Source organism: Methyloceanibacter sp. (assembly GCF_050726195.1).
GTDB lineage: Bacteria > Pseudomonadota > Alphaproteobacteria > Rhizobiales > Methyloligellaceae > Methyloceanibacter.
This window is the reverse complement of sequence record NZ_JBOHJC010000021.1, coordinates 1-16,650: the sequence shown is the minus strand read 5'-3', so window position 1 is coordinate 16,650 and position 16,650 is coordinate 1. Positions and strand designations below refer to the sequence as shown.

Here is a 16,650-nt window from a genome sequence, read left to right as displayed (position 1 = left end):
AACCAGACCGGGGAGGGGCATGTGGAAGACATCCTGCGCTCGATCATCCCGTTCGCGCTCGCCGCCGTGGCGATCGTGCTCTTGTTCGGCTTGTGGAACATGATGCGCGGCGGAAACCCCAATCTCAGCCAAAAACTCATGCGGGCGCGGGTGATTCTACAGTTCATTGCCATCATCATCGTGATGGCGGTCATCTATCTGGCCGGGCAGCGGCCCTGATAACGAAGGCTTGACCGGCATCCGGCCCAAGCTACGTTAAGCTAATAAGCGGCAAGGATCCCGCGGGCCTTGGCAAGCAGGGCGGGTGGTTATGGTCGTCCTCAACAAGATTTATACGCGCACTGGCGACGACGGCACGACTGCGCTTGGCTCAGGCCGGCGCGTGGCGAAGTACGACCTTCGGGTCGAGGCCTATGGCACGCTGGACGAAACCAATGCGGTCATCGGTCTAGCACGCCTCCACGCGCGCGCGAGCGATCCAACGCTCGACGCGATGCTGGCGCGCATCCAGAACGATCTGTTCGACCTTGGCGCCGACCTTTGCTTCCCCGACGAGACCAAGGATGTGCGCGGGCGCTTGCAAGTGAGCGATGCGCAGGTCGCGCGGCTCGAAGGCGAGATTGACGAGCTCAACCGCGCGCTCGAGCCGCTGCGCTCCTTCGTGCTCCCCGGCGGCACACCGGCCGCCAGCTTTCTGCATCTTGCACGCACTGTGTCACGCCGGGCCGAAAGGCTGATGGTCGCGCTCGCGTTACGGCCGGGCGAGCCGGTTGGCGACGCGACGCTGCGCTACATCAACCGGCTGTCGGATTTTCTGTTCGTTGCCGCGCGCTATGCAAACGGCAAGGGCAAGTCCGATGTGATGTGGGTGCCGGGCAAGAACCGCTGATGTAGAGATCGGTGGTGCCTCCTTGTTCATCCCGCTTCACGACACCAATCCCCTCAAGAAGATCCGCTTCCAATATGTAACGGTGGGGCTGATCGCCCTCAACGTCGCGTTCTACGCCATCTTCCAGACGGGCTGGTTCATTCCGCTCGGCGACGAGAACCTGATGGCGCTGGCTGTCATCCCAGCCAAGCTGACGGAGGGTTCGGGCGGAGGAACTGCGTTCTTCGCTACCGGCGCGTTGCCCGTGCCCGAGCGCTTGACGCTCGTCACCTACATGTTCCTGCACGGGGGCTGGATCCACCTCATCGGCAACATGCTGTTCCTTTGGGTGTTCGGCGACAATATCGAAGATGCCATGGGGCACCTTCGCTTCATCATGTTCTACCTAATGTGCGGAATCTTCGCCGCCCTGCTCCACACTTGGATGTTGCCGCACTCGGACCTGCCCCTGATTGGGGCATCAGGCGCGGTGGCGGGGGTGATCGCCGCCTATTTGATTTTGCACCCCAAGGTTAAGGTGTGGGTGCTGGCGCTGTGGCGCATTCCGATCAAAATCACCGCCGCGTGGGCGCTCGGCATCTGGATCCTTGCCCAGTTCGCCAACCTCCTGTTCGAGACCGAGGAGGCCGTCGCCTGGTGGGCCCATATCGGGGGTTTGCTGGCCGGCGCGGTGCTGATCCTGTTCATGCGGCGGCGCGGTGTAGTGCTGTTCGACCGCACCAGGGGAGGGGCCTAGACTCCCTGGCAAAACCCCTAGAAACCATTGACTCTGGCCGGTCCGGGCAGTACGGTCGCCGCCATTTCGCAGTTGCGAGATGCTGGCTGTGGGGGGCTAGTCAAACCGTGCGGGGAACATAAAGCCGCATGAAAATTCTCGTACCCGTCAAACGGGTCATCGATGCAAACGTCAAGGTCCGGGTCAAATCCGACGGTAGCGGGGTCGACCTTGCCAACGTGAAGATGTCGATGAATCCATTCGACGAAATCGCCGTCGAAGAGGCCGTCCGCATCAAGGAGCGGGGCGAGGCGGGCGAGGTCGTCGCTGTTTCCATTGGCAGCGCCAAGGCCCAGGACACATTGCGCACGGCGCTCGCCATGGGTGCCGACCGCGCCATCCTGGTCAAGACCGAGGCGACCGTCGAACCGCTCGCCGTGGCCAAGGTACTCAAGGCCCTCGTGGACAATGAGAAGCCCGACCTCGTCATCATGGGCAAGCAGGCGATCGACGACGACTGCAATCAGACCGGCCAGATGCTCGCGGGACTGCTCGGCGCGCCACAAGGCACCTTCGCCTCGAAACTCGAACTCAACGGCGAGAAGGTCAAGGTGGTGCGCGAGGTGGACGGCGGCTTGGAAACGGTCGAGCTCAAGAAGCCAGCCGTGATCACCACCGACTTGCGCCTCAACGAGCCACGCTATGCGTCGCTGCCCAACATCATGAAGGCGAAGAAGAAGCCGATCGAAGAGACGACGCCCGAGACGCTCGGGGTTGATATTGCGCCACGCCTGAAGGTGCTCTCGGTGGTTGAGCCGAAGGCCCGGGAGGCAGGCATCAAGGTCGATAACGTGGCGCAGCTCATCGACAAGCTCAAGAACGAGGCGGGGGTCCTGTAGATGGCGGTCCTGGTGCTCGCCGAGCACGACAACAAGACGCTCGCGCCGTCGACGGCGAAAGTTCTGACGGCCGCGCGCGCGTTCGGCAGCGAGATCGACGTTTTTGTCGCCGGCGCGGGCTGTAAACCCGTCGCCGAACAAGCGGCTAAGCTCGAAGGCGTGCGCAAGGTGCTGCTCGCCGAGGCGCCGCATCTTGAGCAGCGCCTGGCGGAAGAGACGGCGGCGACGATCCTGTCGCTGATGAGCAATTACACTGTGCTGCTTGCGCCGGCGACGACCACGGGCAAGAACGTGCTGCCGCGCGTAGCCGCGTTGCTCGACGTCGGGCAGATCTCGGATATCGTCGAGGTCAAGTCGCCCGACACGTTCGTGCGGCCCATTTATGCGGGCAACGCGCTCGAGACGGTGCAGACCTCCGACAAGATCGTCGTCGCCACGGTGCGCACTACGGCGTTCGCCGGTACGGGCGAAGGCGGTTCGGCAGACATCGAGACGGTGACGCCAGCGGGCGCCGTCGGGCTATCTCGCTTCGAAAGCTCCGATATCAGCGTGAGCGAGCGTCCCGAGCTCACCTCGGCGCGGATCGTCATTTCCGGTGGCCGCGGCATGCAGTCGGGCGAGAACTTCAAGAAATTGATCGAGCCGGTCGCCGACCGGCTTGGCGCCGCGATGGGCGCCTCGCGCGCCGCGGTCGACTCCGGCTACATGCCCAACGATCATCAGGTTGGGCAGACGGGCAAGGTCGTGGCCCCGGAGCTTTATATCGCCGTCGGCATTTCGGGCGCCATCCAGCACTTGGCCGGCATGAAGGATTCCAAGGTGATCGTCGCCATCAACAAGGACGCCGACGCGCCGATCTTCCAGGTGGCCGACTACGGGCTGGTGGGCGACCTGTTTACCGTGCTGCCCGAGCTTGATGCCGAACTTAAGAAGGCAGGCTATTGAGAGTCAGCGGGTTCATGAGGAATGACCATGGACGACATAGTGCGCGGAGCGGATATCCTCGCCGACCCAACCGCCAAGCGAGAGCTTGAGGTGGAGCCAATTCGCAAGGTCGGGATCATAGGCGCCGGGCAGATGGGCGGCGGCATCGCCCATGTGGTTGCCCTTGGCGGGTATGACGTGGCCGTGAACGATCTCGCCAAAGAGCGGTTCGACGCCGCGATTCAGGCCATCGACAAGAACCTGTCGCGCCAGGTCGCCTCCGGCAAGATCAACGACGAGGACCGTAAGAAGGCGCTGTCGCGCATCACTTTTGCCCAGTCGTACCAGGATCTCGCGGACGCGGATCTCGTGGTCGAAGCCGCCACCGAAGACGAGACGGTGAAGCGCAAGATTTTCGTGGCGCTGTGTCCTTTCCTCAAGCCTGACGCCATCGTCGCCACCAACACCTCGTCCATCTCCATCACTAGGCTCGCCGCCACCACCGACCGGCCGGAGCGCTTTATCGGCCTCCACTTTATGAATCCAGCGCCGGTGATGGAGCTCGTGGAGATGATCCGCGGCATCGCCACCGACGACATTACCTTCGGGCGCGCCAAGGAGTTCGTCGAAACGCTTGGCAAGACCACGGCGGTGTCGGAAGACTTTCCGGCCTTCATGGTCAACCGCATCCTGCTGCCGATGATCAACGAGGCGGTGTACACGCTCTATGAAGGCGTGGGCTCGGTCGACGCCATCGACACGGCCATGCGGCTCGGCGCCCACCATCCCATGGGGCCGTTGCAGCTCGCCGATTTCATCGGCCTGGACACCTGTCTGTCGATCATGCAGGTGCTGTACGAAGGGCTTGCCGACTCCAAGTACCGTCCGTGCCCGCTCTTGGTGAAATATGTCGAGGCCGGATGGCTGGGACGGAAGACGAAACGCGGCTTCTACGACTATCGCGGCGAAACGCCGATGCCGACGCGCTAACTATCTGAACGGCCGTCGCTACTGACTCGCCCGACGCGTCTCCTGCATCGGTGGACACGGCACCGAGCCATAGGAACAGAAGACGCAGCAGTCGCCTCGCTTAGGGCGCATCTCCAGGCCGCACACTTTGCATGTGTAGCGAATCTGGCAGGCATCGGTCGGCATGGTCTCGGTGTCCGCACGACCGCAAGCCGGACAGGTGATTGTCGATTGATACTCAATCACGCTGCCCGCCTCTGTTTGCGGGCCGCGAAGATGGCCCCGGCGGGCGGGGACCGCCAGGGCCTATCTCTGCTCACCCGCAAAGCGGACAAAACGCATACGCCGCCGTTCCAAGACCAAAGAGAATGGCGGCGGCTATCAATAGGCGGGCAGTCATTCTGCGTCTCCTCGTAGAACCCGTTCACGGAGAGTCGGTGGCATCCGGCTCAACTCCTGTCTACAATCTGTAGCCGCTACAGATGCAAGCGAGGAGTTCTGGCATGCCACTCTCGAAGTCGCGATCGGCACATCTCCTCATCGGCGAGTTTTCGCAGCGGACGGGCGTCAACGTCGAGACCATACGCTATTACGAGCGCATCGGGCTTTTGCCGAAGCCGCCACGGACAAGCGGCCGCCACCGCGTCTACGACCATAGCCATGTGCAGCGGCTGCGATTTGTTCGTCGTGGCCGGGAGCTCGGCTTTACGCTCGAGGATATCCGCACATTGCTTGCTTTGGCGGAGCGCAGTAAGGAGGCTTGTGCGGAGACGAAGGAAATGACGCTGCGCCATCTTGCCGATGTGCGCGGCAAGATCGCAAGCCTCAAGAAGCTTGATCGCGCTCTCGCAGAAATGACGAGCGCTTGTCGGCCCGGGCGGCAGCGTTCCTGCCCCATCCTTGATACCCTCGGCGCCGATGCCTAAACCGGTCTGACCTTTCGGCGCCGCGTGTCAGCAGTCTCCGGACGGCACCGAGATGGTCGCCGGCGGTAGGCAAATCTCATCAGTGCAGGCTTGCACCTCGATCTCCACCGGCAAGTGTCGCGCCTTGGCACCGCTGCCCTTGGGGAGTTCGACGCTAATGGTGACCGAGCCCTCGTAGACCGAAATGCCGTGGTCAAGGAACTTGGTACTAAACATCTTTCCGGGCGGATAGGTGACTTTGGCCTGCCCGGCGCCAGGAACCCTTACAGTCGTCGGGATGAGGTAGTCGAGCGAGGCTGGGTTGGCGTTGATGTGGTAGCCGGGATCAATCGAGAGGGTTATCGCGATCAGATCATGCTCGGCGTCGCTCGACGTATAAGCCGTCGCCTTGACGTAAGCGGCGCTATCAAGCAAGGGCGCCGGAGCGGCTGTCTTCGGTGAGACGCCGAGCTGTGCGGCGCTCGAGACAAGACTTGGCCAGCTATCGGGACTGGATTCGAGCTTCGGCGCCATCCAAGCCACGATCTTTGTGGCCGCGTCGGCATAGCGCTGGGTTGTCGTTCCGAGGTGCGCAAGTAGTTCGTAGGCCGCTGACGTCCCGGACGGTGTGTCGTGGTCGTTGAGGTCGATCGCGGGCACGATCAGCGTCGGGTCGGCCGCGGCGGTAACCACCATGCCGTCATCTTTGACGAAACGCTCCATCATCGCCGAGGCCAGCGCGTCGGCGCGCTTGCCCCACTCAGGTTCGCCGGTCGCCTCGCCAAGCGCGACGAAGCCGAGCCCGAGCAAGGCATAATCTTCGAGGAAGCCGTCGCCACGCGCGTTACCTTTGTAGACGTAACGGCTGAGACTTCCGCTTTTTGCATCGAAGGCACTCCGCCACAGGAACTCACCGGCGCGCCGGGCCGATTCAATCCACTGCGGCTCGCCGAACACCGTTCCGGCGTGTGAGAGGCCGGCTATGGCAAGCCCATTGAGCGATACGACGATCTTGTCGTCGCGGGCGGGCTGCTGACGCCGATCTCTGATCGCCAGCAGTTTGGCACGGAGAGGCGCGAGATCTGTTATGGATTCCACGATGCGTGCGCCATCGGTCCTTAAGTCTGTCCGATCTTGCCTCATGCGCAGGACGCCGGGCCCGCCGGGATCGTCGGGTAGGGACATCAGCTCGTAGAGCGCGAAGAGGCGGCTTGCGTCGGCTTCGCCAAGCGCAGCGGTTATCTCGTTCCTGGTCCAGAGATAGGTCTCGCCCTCTTTGCCTTCGATGTCGGCATCTTCGGCGGTGTAGAAGCCGCCTTCCGGAGCCGTCAGTCTTCGCTGGAGATGGCCGGCAATGTCACCAGCCATCTTGCGCGCCAGCGGCTGACGTGTGATTGCGTAGTAGTCGGCGTAGAGGCCGATGAGCTGCGCGTTGTCATACAACATCTTTTCGAAATGCGGCACCGACCAAGTCGGCTCGGTGCTGTATCGGTGCATACCGCCGCCGAGATGGTCATGGATGCCGCCAAGGGACATGGCATTCAGCATTCCGGCGACGGTCTCGAGCGAGTCCGCAGTGCCATTGAGGCGATAATCGGTCAGGAGCAAGCTTATCAAGGGCGACTGGGGAAACTTGGTTCCGCCACCGCCGTCAAAGCCGCCGTGCACTCGGTCCCGGTGAGGTAAGACATTGTCGCGGGCAGCGGTCAGCCACCTGCCGGGCCTGAGCCTCAGAAGACTTGCGGGTTTGGTGTTGCTATCGCGCAAGCGCGCGAGCTCGCCCGTAACCATATCGCCAACCCGCTCGATCTCGGCCGGGTCCTGTTTCCAGCCCTCATGGATTAGCTTGAGAATGCCGGGGAAGCCCCGTCTGCCATCTTGATCCTGCGGCGGAAAGTAACTTCCGGCGAAGAATGGCTTGAGATCTGGCGTGAGGAACAAGTTGTTTGGCCACCCGCCGGAGCCGGTCAAAATCTGCCGCGCTAGCATGTACGTCTCGTCAATGTCGGGTCGCTCTTCGCGATCGACCTTGATGTTGACGAACCACTTGTTCATCAGCGCCGCGATTTCGGGATTGGAATAGATGGTCCGCTCGGCGACGTGGCACCAATAGCAGGTGCTGTAGCCGACAGAGAGGAAGATCAGCTTGTTATCTTTCTTGGCCTTGGCAATGGCCTCCTCCCCCCAGGGGTACCAATCGACTGGGTTATGCGCGTGCTGGAGAAGATACGGGCTGCCGGAATCGATCAATCGATTGTGCGTTGAAGATCGCGTCTCCGCGGTGCCAGCCGTTGCGCAAAGAATCCAAGCGGTTATCGCGACCGTGAGCGTCGAAAGCCAACTGGCGCGAGGGCAAATCAGGCGCCAACGTCGCTTGATGGCCGGGTTTTTTCGGTCCATGCGCACCTGCTCAAGTCGATTTCGAGCCTGAGGGTAATGCATTCACGGTTCGCCGGACATCAAAGTCCGGTGAATTACCTGACCTAGTTGGCATATTTACGGGCGGGACGTCGGCGGAGGCTCGGCTCGCTTGAAGCCGTCAGGGATCACCGATAAGCTTTAGTTGGAGCGAGCAACGTTATTCGCGCGGGGCAGGAAGGGGCTGCCCCGGCATTGTAGGGAGGTTATGCGATGAGCTTCGGTTCGCGTGTCGTGACGGTCGCCACTTTGGCGCTCGGCCTGTTTCTGATTTCAAGTCCTGCGGTGGCGGAGTGCGATCCCGACACAGCCATCTTCGAGGATGATTTCGAGTTTATGGACCCCTCGTGGGGCGAGCCCAGCGAGTACGTCTACGTCGAAGACGGCTCCTTGATCATCGATGGATTTATGGGTCAGGTCAACTTCCTGACCCAGAACATGGGCGCTAACGTTTGCGCCGACCTGACCATCGCCGAGGCGACTGATTTTCCGAACAGTCCGATCGGATTGGTGTTCTGGTGGCAGGACTGGGACAACTACTACGCGGTGTTCATTTGGGCTGACGGATGGGTAGAAGCCAGGCGCGTCATGAATGGCGAGACGACCTATCTGTTCACCGAAGAGAGCCTCGCGCTGAAGAAGGGCGTCGGCGAAACCAATCACGTCGAGCTCACCTTGCGACCGAAAGACGCGACGCTCTTCATCAACGGCACCGAGATCAAGCGCTTCAAAGGCAAGCAGCCGAAGGATGGCGGCGTGGTCGGCTTCTATGGCATATCAGGCGAGGAGGCGCCCGCGAAGTTCGCCTTCGACAATCTGGTCGTAAGCGAGCTCGAGGAATAGGTTTCTTTCGAGAAGAAAGACCGCCGCCGGGCCCGGCGGCGGTCTGTTCAATAACGAGCGTTTGCGGCTCGAGGCTATTGGCCCAACAGCCAATCCCACCAGCTTGAGCTTGACCGGGTCGCCTTCACATCCCTGCGCGCGAGCGGCGCCTGGGCCGCGCGTTTGGCGGATGCCTCCTGCGGCTCCGCGCGCATGGCCACCTGCTTGAACTGCGCCTCGGCGCGCGCCGCCTGCATCGCGGGCTTTGCCGCGGCCCGTGTCATGCTTTGTTTGATGGCATCGTTTGCGGCTACCTGAGTCGCAGGTTTCACGGCGGAGCGGGTCATAGCCTGTTTGGCGGCATCGCCTGCGGCCGCTTGAACGGTTGGCTTCACTGCCGACCGTGACATGGCCTGTTTGGCGGCATTGCTCGCGGCTGCTTGAACGGTCGGCTTCACTGCCGACCGTGACGTTGCCTGCTTGGCGGCTTCGCCCGCAGCCGCTTGAACCGTGGGCTTTGCAGTAGACCGGGTCATGGCCTGCTTGGCTGCGCTGTCTGCGGCGGCCTGAGCCGCCGGCTTGGCAACCGATCGGGTCATGCTCTGCTTGGCGGCACCGGTAGCGGCCGCTTGTGCACCCGGCCTGATGCCCGAACGGGTCATGCTTTGCTTCACGGCATCGGGACTATCGGCTAACGACTGGGTCTCGGACCCGGCCAAAGCCGGACCTGGGTTGGCGAGCGATAGGGCGATAGCGCAGGCCACGCCGGCCGCAAGCGCGCCGGCCGGACGTCTCAATCTGGTCTGGTGTCTCGACATGCTTTTCTCCAAAGCCTTCACAACCGACGCTCCTGCTCGATTTCACCCCACAATCGGTGACAATTGTAAGGCGAGATCGCAGTCCGAGCCAATCTCCTCTTCATTAAAACTTGGCCAGACTTTACGCCGGCGCGCGGTCCCAAGTCCATGAATGTCCGATGAACGGCCGCCTCAGGTTCGGTTCAGGGGGATTTTGCGACAACGGTCTCCTGAATATGAGCGGGGCATCGCTTCCGCTCTTTCAAGTGGAGCCAGCGCCTGAGGAGGGCGCTTGGAGATTGGAGGCCAGTCCCATGTTGAAGACCGCAACCGTTACTGCCGCCGCATTCGCCGCGCTCTCGCTCGCGGCTCCTTTGTCCGAAGCCGCCGAAACCTCGCTCAGTGGCGAGGGGTTGCGTCAAGCCGTGAGCGGCAAGACCGTCTATCTCAAGATTTCTGGCTTTGAATTGCCGATCCGCTACGCCGCCGGCGGCACCATGAAGGGCAGCATGGGCACGGTCGCGGCCGCATTCTCCCGCGGTGACGGCGCCGCCGACAGCGGCAAATGGTGGGTCGCCGGCGACCAGCTTTGCCAGAAGTGGACGAGTTGGATGGACGGCAACACCTATTGCTACAAGCTCAGCCAAAGCGGCGGCGCGGTGCGTTGGGTGCGCAACGACGGCCGCTCCGGCACGGCGCGCATCGGCGGCTAGCCACCGCCAAAGCAGGGAACCGCAAGGGGCGGGTCTTTCAGGACCCGCCCCTTGTGCATGTGCCTGCCGCCGTTCCAGACTAAGCGCAAGATATGCGTCTGGAGGAAGCGGCGATGCGCGTTCGATCTCTCGTGTTTCTGATTGCCTGTAGCGTCCTGTCAGGCAAGGCGGCGGCCGAGTCGGTCATTCTCGGCGAGCCGAACGGCAAGGACGTCGTCACCGTGCGCGGCGTCGAGGTCACCGGCTCCAAACAGGCGCTGCCGATCTTTCCCGGCATCTCGGGCAAGACCGCCGGCGCCAAGGGCCTATCGCTGCTGAAAGTCGTCATTTCGCCAGGCGGCAAGGCCGAGCCCCATGTGCACGAGGGCTTCGAGTCGGCCATCTATCTGATGCAAGGCCGGGTCGAGACACGATACGGCGAGGGTCTGAAGAAGAGCGTGGTGAACGAGGCGGGCGATTTCATCTTCATCCCCGCGGACGTGCCGCATCAGCCCATCAATCTGAGCGACACTGAGCCGGCCATCGCCATCGTCGCCCGCAACGACCCGGAGGAGCAGGAGCACGTCATTGCTTATCCTGGCGAGGACGGGGCGAAGGAGTAGTCCCTTCGCCATCCCCGCCTTCGCAATCTTGGTGGTGACCCCGGCAGGATTCGAACCTGCGACCCTCAGATTAGGAATGGGATATGCATCAGATGGATGTCAAGGGATGTCGAGGGATGTTGGAGCAGTTTAAGCAGCACAATCAACTATTTACAGGCTAAATCCTTTGCCCCGTTGGTGAATTCACGATCCTCACTTAATATGTAGTTTATTAAGTGAGCATTTAGTGAGCGCCAACGGGGAGGGTCCCGATGCCAAAGGTCAAAAGGTTCACCAGCGCAACCCTGACCAGCTGCAAGCTGCCGAAGGGCCGTGGTCAGATCGACTTCTTCGAGAACATCAGCCAGGGTCGATCTTTGGTCCTGACTTTGAACAAGAGCGGCAGGAGGTCCTGGTCGGCTCTCTTCTACGAGCGCGGCAAGCCGCGTCGGAAGAAGCTTGGTTACTTCGATTACTCCGATGCAGAATACCCCAACCTAAGCTGCAAACAGGCCCGAGACGCCGCGCTGAAGTTCAACGCGAAGGGCGAGCTTGCGAAGAGGAAGGCGGGCAGCTTCGCTGAGGTCGCCGACCAGTACTTGAAGCGCCACGTCGCTGCCGGCGGCCTCAGGTCGGAGAAGTCGATCCGCTGGCATCTAGACAAATACGTCACGCCGCGCTGGGGCAGTCGGCGCTTCGCCGATATTCACCGGCGCGACGTGGCGGAGCTGATGGACGAGATCGTTGACGAGCATGGTGTGGTGATGGCTGACGCCGTCCTAGCAATCGTGCGCGGGGTCATGACGTGGCACCAGTCCCGCGACGGGGATTACGTCAGTCCGGTCGTCCCGCGCATGCGACGGCGCGCCCCGGTCAAGCGTGAGCGCTGGCTTGCGGACGATGAGATTCGTGGGCTTTGGCAGGCTACGGATGAGCCCGGCACGTTCAACTCGCTGGTGCGCGTGCTTCTTCTGACGGGACTGCGGAGATCGAAGGTCGCAGCGATGCGCTGGCAGGACGTGGACCTCGATACGGGCGAGTGGCGGATACCGCGCGAGGAGCGCGAGAAGGGGACGCCCGAGGCGATCACTCTCACCCGCACGGCTCTGGAGATCGTGCGCGCGCAGCAGCCGCGGGCGGAGAACTCCTTCGTCTTCGCCGGGCGCGGCAGCGCGGCGTTTAATGCGTTCAGCGAGGGCAAGCGCCTGTTGGATCAGCGCATAGCCAAGGCTGGTGCCGAAGCGAGGCTGGGCCGCCTGCTTCGCAAGGGAGAGGCCCCTACTGAGCAGGACGCCATCAAGGACTGGCGGCTTCACGACCTGCGGCGGACCTGCCGCGGACTGATGACCCGTGGGCGGGTGCCGACCGAGATCGCCGAGCGGACCCTGGGTCACGGCATCAAGGGTGTGCAGGCGCACTACGACAATCCGAAGGAGTACAGGCGGCGCATCGACGAGGCGCTGCGCAAGGTCGAGGTCGAGGTCGGCAAGATCCTGGAGCCGGGGCGGAAGGTGGTTAAGTTTAAGGTTCGTTAAGAGTTTCCCCCCACATCCCGCCTGATCCTTTGCCTTCCTTGCGTATGATTCCTATAATTCGCACAGCCCGCGCGGCACGCGCGGGGCGCCACCACCTGGAACTGTGATGGGGTGCTGGCGTGAGAGCCGTGATAACCGCCAACGGAAAAACCCACGCTCCGGCCTCCATAGGATGAACCAGCCGAGCCCGGCGAAAGCCGGTCGGTGACCTATGGAGCCGTCGCATGTCTGCGTCTCAGTTCACACCACTCCTTTACAGCCGGAGGCAGGCCGCGATCCTGCTCGGCTACGCTAGCATTGACCCCATCATTGAGCTCCAGAAGAAGGGCAAGCTGACGCCAGTTCGCCCGACCGGCCGACCGCGGGGCCAAGTGTTTTACAGGCGCAGCGAGCTTGAGGCCATCGCTGGCATGGAGGCGCAAGATGTCAGCGCCAGCTCGTAGCGCCCGCCCGCTCACTGCGGCGGAGTTGATCCACGCCCTGAGTGGAAATGCTGAGACGGGCATGTGCCGGTGCCCCGCGCACGACGATGAGACCCCGTCACTGCATGTGAGCCAGGGCCAGGGCAAGGCGCCGCTCTTCCACTGCCACGCCGGTTGCTCGGCGGAGGCCGTGATCGGGGCGCTCAGGTCGCGCGGCCTGTGGGGCGGTGGCGGGACATGGGGATCACCTCCGAAGCCACCGAAGCGGGGCGACACGCTGCCGCCCGACCAAGCCGACTACGCGCGGTTCATGAAGGCCTTCGCGATCCTTCGCGCTGCTGCGTTGGCCGAGGCCGGAAGCCCGACCGCGTATTTGCAGACGCGCGGCTTAGGTGCCTGTCCCGAAAGCGCGATGCTGCTTCCGGCGAAGGACAGCCGACGTCTTCTCGGTGTGGGCTTTCCGGCGATGGTGCTGCCCGTCGTCGGACCGAAGGGCCTTCAGGGCGCGCACGTCACGTTGCTGTCGCGCGACGGTGGAGCCAAACTGGCAGTTCGCGACGGTCGCCCGCGCCGTATGTTCGGGAAGGTCAAGGGCGGGTACGCGCAGCTCGCCGAGATCAACCTAGGAGGGACGCTCATCATCGGCGAGGGCGTCGAGAGCACGCTGTCCGCGATGCAACTGTCGGGCTGGCCCGGTATTGCTGCGCTGTCGGCTAGCGGCCTCAGCGCGGTAAGACCGCCGCACGCAACCGAGTACGTCATCGCCGCCGACAACGACGACTCAGGACGGGCGGCCGCCGCCGCGCTGGCCGAGCGGCTGGAGTACGAGGGCAAGCACGTGCGCATCGCCCTGCCTCGCCCAGAGGGCCTTGACTGGAACGATAGGCTGCGGCGCGCAAAGGCCGCTGAACAAGAATGGCGCGCGGCTCTGACGGCCGAGAACCAGCCGGCGGCGGCGGCGAAGTTTCACATCTTGGAGGACTTCATGGAGCTGACTTTTCCGAAGCGCGAGATGCTGCTCGCGCCGTGGCTGCCGCAGCCGGGCATCGCGATGATCTTCGCCCGCGCCGGCCACGGCAAGACTTACTTGGCGCTGTCCATCGCCTTCGCTGTCGCGCGCGGCGACGATCTTTTGGGCTGGCAGTGCGAGCGGCCGGGGCGGGTGCTCTACGTCGACGGTGAGATGCCCGGCGCCTATTTGCAGACAAGATTGAGTCAGTACGGGCGGCCCCCGCGCGGCACGCTCCACATCGTCTGTCGCGACACGTTCAACTTGCGTCGGCAGGCCATGCCCGACTTGGCCACGCCTGAGGGGCGCCGCTCGATTGACGACATCATCAAGCAGGTTCAACCGGACCTCGTCATCCTGGACTCGCTCTCGACGCTGGTCAGGACAGGCGAGGAGAACTCGCCCGAGGACTGGCTGCCGGTGCAGGACTGGCTCATGAGCCACCGCTGGCGCGGGCGGACCATGCTGATGATCCACCACGCCGGCAAGGGCGGTTCGCAGCGCGGCACCTCCAAGCGGGAGGACACGCCGGAGACATCCATCAAATTGACCAAGCAGCCCCGCGACGCCGACGCGGCCGACGACGAGAGTCTGTTCGAGCTGGAGTACATGAAGGGGCGCGAGGTGTTCGGCGCGGGCGAAGAACCCCTGAGACTGCGCCTGGCGATACGGGACGGTCGGGTGACCTGGACACACGAGACGGTGCGCGACGCGCGCAAGGAGAAGGTGCGCGAGATGCTGGACGCGGGGATGAAGCAGAGGGACATCGCCCGCGAACTGGGGGTCGGGGAGGCGCGCGTCTCCCAGATCAAGAAAGAACTAACCGAGCAGGGGAACGTGGTGAAGTTTCCGAACCAGCGCGAGCGCGATGCGTGAAGGAGGTTTAGGGCTTTAGCTGGCCCAGGCGCGCAAAGCGCTAAAGTCGTGAGCGCCCGCCCTAACAGGGCGCTTCACGGGAGAGAGGGAGGAACTTTAGGGTTTTAATACCCTAACCCCGCTAAAGCCCTAAACCAGCACCATCACGCAGTAAAATTCCGTCGCGGGAAGGCACAACCAGCGCGTCAGGTCCAAGTCGCGCCCAATCATTCAAAGAGGCCCGCTCACGCTCGTCTGGGTCCACGTCCGCCTGCCTAGGGGACTGCGTGGCGGCGTTATCAGGTACTTTCGTTGTAGTCGCGACTAAAGCGGGCTGCCATTTTTGGAAACGCGCGCCTGCCAAGGCCCTCGACGGGCCGAATCAACTTCATGTTGTAGCGATGAGAGAATCGAGCAATGCGCCCGGTTCTGAACCCATCGTCGTACGTGACGTAGCCCCAGATGTAGAGATAAACGCTCTGCCCGCGATGCTCGCTTGGGATGTGAAGAACTGGGGCGCCGTGCGTCATTTCCGCTCCCGGGGCGAGGGTAACGGAGCCGGTCGGGGCATCCGGGTACTTGTCCGGCCTCCACACGTTGTTCGAAGTAAAATGTGGTTCGCCAAACGCCCAAGCCACGTTCTCTGCCGGGTGGCGGCCCGCGTTGCGAATTATGATGCGCGGTACGAAGCCGTCCTCGCCGGTGAGGGCGCGGATATTTCCGATGTCAATCCAGAGGTACGCCCGCTGCAAGATCTCGGTCTGGCGGATCTGCTGGTGCCCAACGTCGGCCAAAACCGCAGTAAAGATGACGAGGAAGAATGTCAGGATGGCGAGAACCGCGCCATCGTTGTCGTTAAGAAGATCGATGAAGGGGTGTGGCTCTTTTTGGACTTCTGCATCGGTGATTGGCTGACCAGGAGGAGGTTGCAAGGCCGAGAGAGTAGACGGCGGCTCCCAGTAGATACCGACCGCCACGAAGATCACTAAGAGGACAAATCCAGCCGCAACCCAGCGCCCTATAATCATTGATGCGCAGCCCCCGTTAGGTGTCCCACTAAACAAAGGCCCCCCGCAGCGCAAAAAGCAGGCGGCCTAGACGGGGAGGCCAATAGGGTACCCCCGCCCGCCCCCGCCGCCGACAAAAAGTTACAAGCCCATCCTGGTCCAAGAAGTCACTCCTGCCAGACGGTTCATCAGATTTAGTATCTGATAGTGGCTGCCGTGAACCCTATGGAGAACAAGGTGTTCCCGCACCCAGGTTGAGTTCACTCAATGGTCCACATAATATCCGCGCATGAAAACACTCGAAAGCAATGCCCCGAGATCGCCCGCATCCCGCGAGCGATCGGCCACGGTGTCGGTCAACAACCGCTCGCGGATCACCAACGGCTCGCGCCTCGGCTACGGCATTGACCTGCGCACCCGCTCCGGCAGGCGCTGGCGAGACTTGCTCCGCTACTACATGGCCGAGACCGGCGGTCGCAACGAGACCCTGGTCCGCACTCTCGCCACACTGGTCGTCACGCGCGAGCGCTTGGACAGCGCCGTTGCCCGCGGCGAGCCAGTCGATGTGTCGAGCTTGATCCGCGTGAGCGGCGCGATCTCGCGCCTGACGAGCAAGCTCGGCCTCGTGGTCGAGGCCCCGCCCGAGGACGGCACGCAGGCCGCGATCCGCGCACTGCGAGAGGAGGCTCGCACGTGACCGTCGCCCCCACCGCGCGCGAGGTCCTGCGGAGCTTGGACCGCCGCCAGCAGGCCGAGCACATCGAGTCGCTCGCCGCCCTAGACTCTGCGCACCAGGCCGAGGTCAGGAGAGCACTGCTCGCAGTCAGGGGCTCGGCCCGCATCGACGTCCCGCTGCTGATCAAGTCCATCCGCCGCAGCATGGCCGAGCGCGCCGCCGAGCGCGCCGAGCGGGCGGCGGACCCGACCTCCATGTTCCACTACTTCCTCACCGTCGCCGACCTCGACCAGCTGCTCGTTCTGAAGCGCGAGCTTAAGCGCGGCGCGCCCCTCGCGCACGCCATGGCGGCGGCCCAGTGCCAGCCCGCACACGACGCTACGCGCGGGCGCGCTCTCGCAGCTGCGCGCGAGGAGCCAGACGAGGAGCCAGACGAGGAGCCAGACGAGGACGAGGGCGCGAAGCAGAAGCCCGCGCGCCGCGTGCGCCGCGTGCGGCGGAGGCGGCCCCGAGC

The 16,650-nt window shown here is 63.1% G+C and carries 19 protein-coding genes; 15 read left to right on the top strand and 4 right to left on the bottom strand.

From position 1 onward, the window contains the following. Positions 1-21 precede the first annotated feature (21 nt). The 6 genes from ACRECX_RS13585 (at position 22) to ACRECX_RS13560 (ending at position 4,417) form a co-directional block, all read left to right on the top strand. Complete coding sequence (locus tag ACRECX_RS13585; protein ID WP_431559378.1) at positions 22-219, top strand: twin transmembrane helix small protein; 198 nt, start codon at positions 22-24, stop codon at positions 217-219. 91 nt (positions 220-310) lie between these two features. After that, positions 311-889, top strand: coding sequence for a cob(I)yrinic acid a,c-diamide adenosyltransferase (locus ACRECX_RS13580; RefSeq protein WP_431559436.1), 579 nt, complete (start codon positions 311-313; stop codon positions 887-889). Positions 890-911: 22 nt separating this feature from the next. Beyond that, positions 912-1,625: a rhomboid family intramembrane serine protease gene (locus tag ACRECX_RS13575; RefSeq protein ID WP_431559377.1), complete on the top strand. Its 714-nt coding sequence runs from the start codon at positions 912-914 to the stop codon at positions 1,623-1,625. 128 nt (positions 1,626-1,753) lie between these two features. After that, positions 1,754-2,503, top strand: a complete 750-nt coding sequence (locus ACRECX_RS13570) for an electron transfer flavoprotein subunit beta/FixA family protein (protein WP_431559376.1) — start codon at positions 1,754-1,756, stop codon at positions 2,501-2,503. Continuing rightward, the gene (locus ACRECX_RS13565; protein WP_431559375.1) at positions 2,504-3,448 is read left to right on the top strand and encodes an electron transfer flavoprotein subunit alpha/FixB family protein; all 945 of its coding nucleotides are present in this window, start codon (positions 2,504-2,506) and stop codon (positions 3,446-3,448) included. A gap of 27 nt (positions 3,449-3,475) precedes the next feature. Continuing rightward, positions 3,476-4,417 (top strand): 3-hydroxybutyryl-CoA dehydrogenase, encoded by a 942-nt coding sequence (locus ACRECX_RS13560; RefSeq protein WP_431559374.1) that lies wholly within the window; start codon positions 3,476-3,478, stop codon positions 4,415-4,417. Between the two features lie 18 nt (positions 4,418-4,435). Here ACRECX_RS13560 and ACRECX_RS13555 read toward each other — a convergent pair whose 3' ends face one another. Beyond that, positions 4,436-4,639: a GDCCVxC domain-containing (seleno)protein gene (locus ACRECX_RS13555; RefSeq protein WP_431559435.1), complete on the bottom strand. Its 204-nt coding sequence runs from the start codon at positions 4,637-4,639 to the stop codon at positions 4,436-4,438. 260 nt (positions 4,640-4,899) lie between these two features. On the opposite strand from ACRECX_RS13555, the gene ACRECX_RS13550 reads away from it, so the two are divergent. Next, complete coding sequence (locus ACRECX_RS13550) at positions 4,900-5,322, top strand: MerR family transcriptional regulator (RefSeq protein ID WP_431559373.1); 423 nt, start codon at positions 4,900-4,902, stop codon at positions 5,320-5,322. A 27-nt stretch (positions 5,323-5,349) separates the two neighbouring features. Here ACRECX_RS13550 and ACRECX_RS13545 read toward each other — a convergent pair whose 3' ends face one another. Beyond that, on the bottom strand, positions 5,350-7,551 hold the full coding sequence (locus tag ACRECX_RS13545; RefSeq protein ID WP_431559372.1) for a DUF255 domain-containing protein: 2,202 nt from the start codon (positions 7,549-7,551) through the stop codon (positions 5,350-5,352). A 381-nt stretch (positions 7,552-7,932) separates the two neighbouring features. Between ACRECX_RS13545 and ACRECX_RS13540 the strand changes: the two genes are divergently transcribed. Continuing rightward, entirely contained in the window at positions 7,933-8,562 is a 630-nt protein-coding gene (locus tag ACRECX_RS13540) for a hypothetical protein (RefSeq protein ID WP_431559371.1), read from the top strand. A gap of 74 nt (positions 8,563-8,636) precedes the next feature. On the opposite strand, the gene ACRECX_RS13535 is transcribed toward ACRECX_RS13540, so the two are convergent. Next, positions 8,637-9,203, bottom strand: coding sequence for a hypothetical protein (locus ACRECX_RS13535; RefSeq protein ID WP_431559370.1), 567 nt, complete (start codon positions 9,201-9,203; stop codon positions 8,637-8,639). A 449-nt stretch (positions 9,204-9,652) separates the two neighbouring features. On the opposite strand from ACRECX_RS13535, the gene ACRECX_RS13530 reads away from it, so the two are divergent. From ACRECX_RS13530 to ACRECX_RS13510, 5 genes are all read left to right on the top strand, one after another. Next, positions 9,653-10,051: a hypothetical protein gene (locus ACRECX_RS13530; RefSeq protein ID WP_431559369.1), complete on the top strand. Its 399-nt coding sequence runs from the start codon at positions 9,653-9,655 to the stop codon at positions 10,049-10,051. Between the two features lie 113 nt (positions 10,052-10,164). Continuing rightward, positions 10,165-10,653, top strand: coding sequence for a cupin domain-containing protein (locus ACRECX_RS13525; protein ID WP_431559368.1), 489 nt, complete (start codon positions 10,165-10,167; stop codon positions 10,651-10,653). Between the two features lie 251 nt (positions 10,654-10,904). Next, positions 10,905-12,167 (top strand): tyrosine-type recombinase/integrase, encoded by a 1,263-nt coding sequence (locus tag ACRECX_RS13520; RefSeq protein ID WP_431559367.1) that lies wholly within the window; start codon positions 10,905-10,907, stop codon positions 12,165-12,167. A gap of 224 nt (positions 12,168-12,391) precedes the next feature. Continuing rightward, a complete protein-coding gene (locus ACRECX_RS13515; RefSeq protein ID WP_431559366.1) occupies positions 12,392-12,610 on the top strand; it encodes a hypothetical protein in 219 nt (72 codons plus the stop codon). A 289-nt stretch (positions 12,611-12,899) separates the two neighbouring features. Beyond that, positions 12,900-14,474, top strand: a complete 1,575-nt coding sequence (locus ACRECX_RS13510) for an AAA family ATPase (protein WP_431559365.1) — start codon at positions 12,900-12,902, stop codon at positions 14,472-14,474. Between the two features lie 278 nt (positions 14,475-14,752). On the opposite strand, the gene ACRECX_RS13505 is transcribed toward ACRECX_RS13510, so the two are convergent. Beyond that, the gene (locus ACRECX_RS13505) at positions 14,753-15,481 is read right to left on the bottom strand and encodes a hypothetical protein (RefSeq protein ID WP_431559364.1); all 729 of its coding nucleotides are present in this window, start codon (positions 15,479-15,481) and stop codon (positions 14,753-14,755) included. 268 nt (positions 15,482-15,749) lie between these two features. On the opposite strand from ACRECX_RS13505, the gene ACRECX_RS13500 reads away from it, so the two are divergent. Then, positions 15,750-16,157 (top strand): hypothetical protein, encoded by a 408-nt coding sequence (locus ACRECX_RS13500; protein ID WP_431559363.1) that lies wholly within the window; start codon positions 15,750-15,752, stop codon positions 16,155-16,157. Next, positions 16,154-16,650 (top strand): hypothetical protein (locus ACRECX_RS13495; RefSeq protein WP_431559362.1); only part of this gene is annotated, 497 nt, incomplete at its 3' end. The genes ACRECX_RS13500 and ACRECX_RS13495, both read left to right, overlap by 4 nt.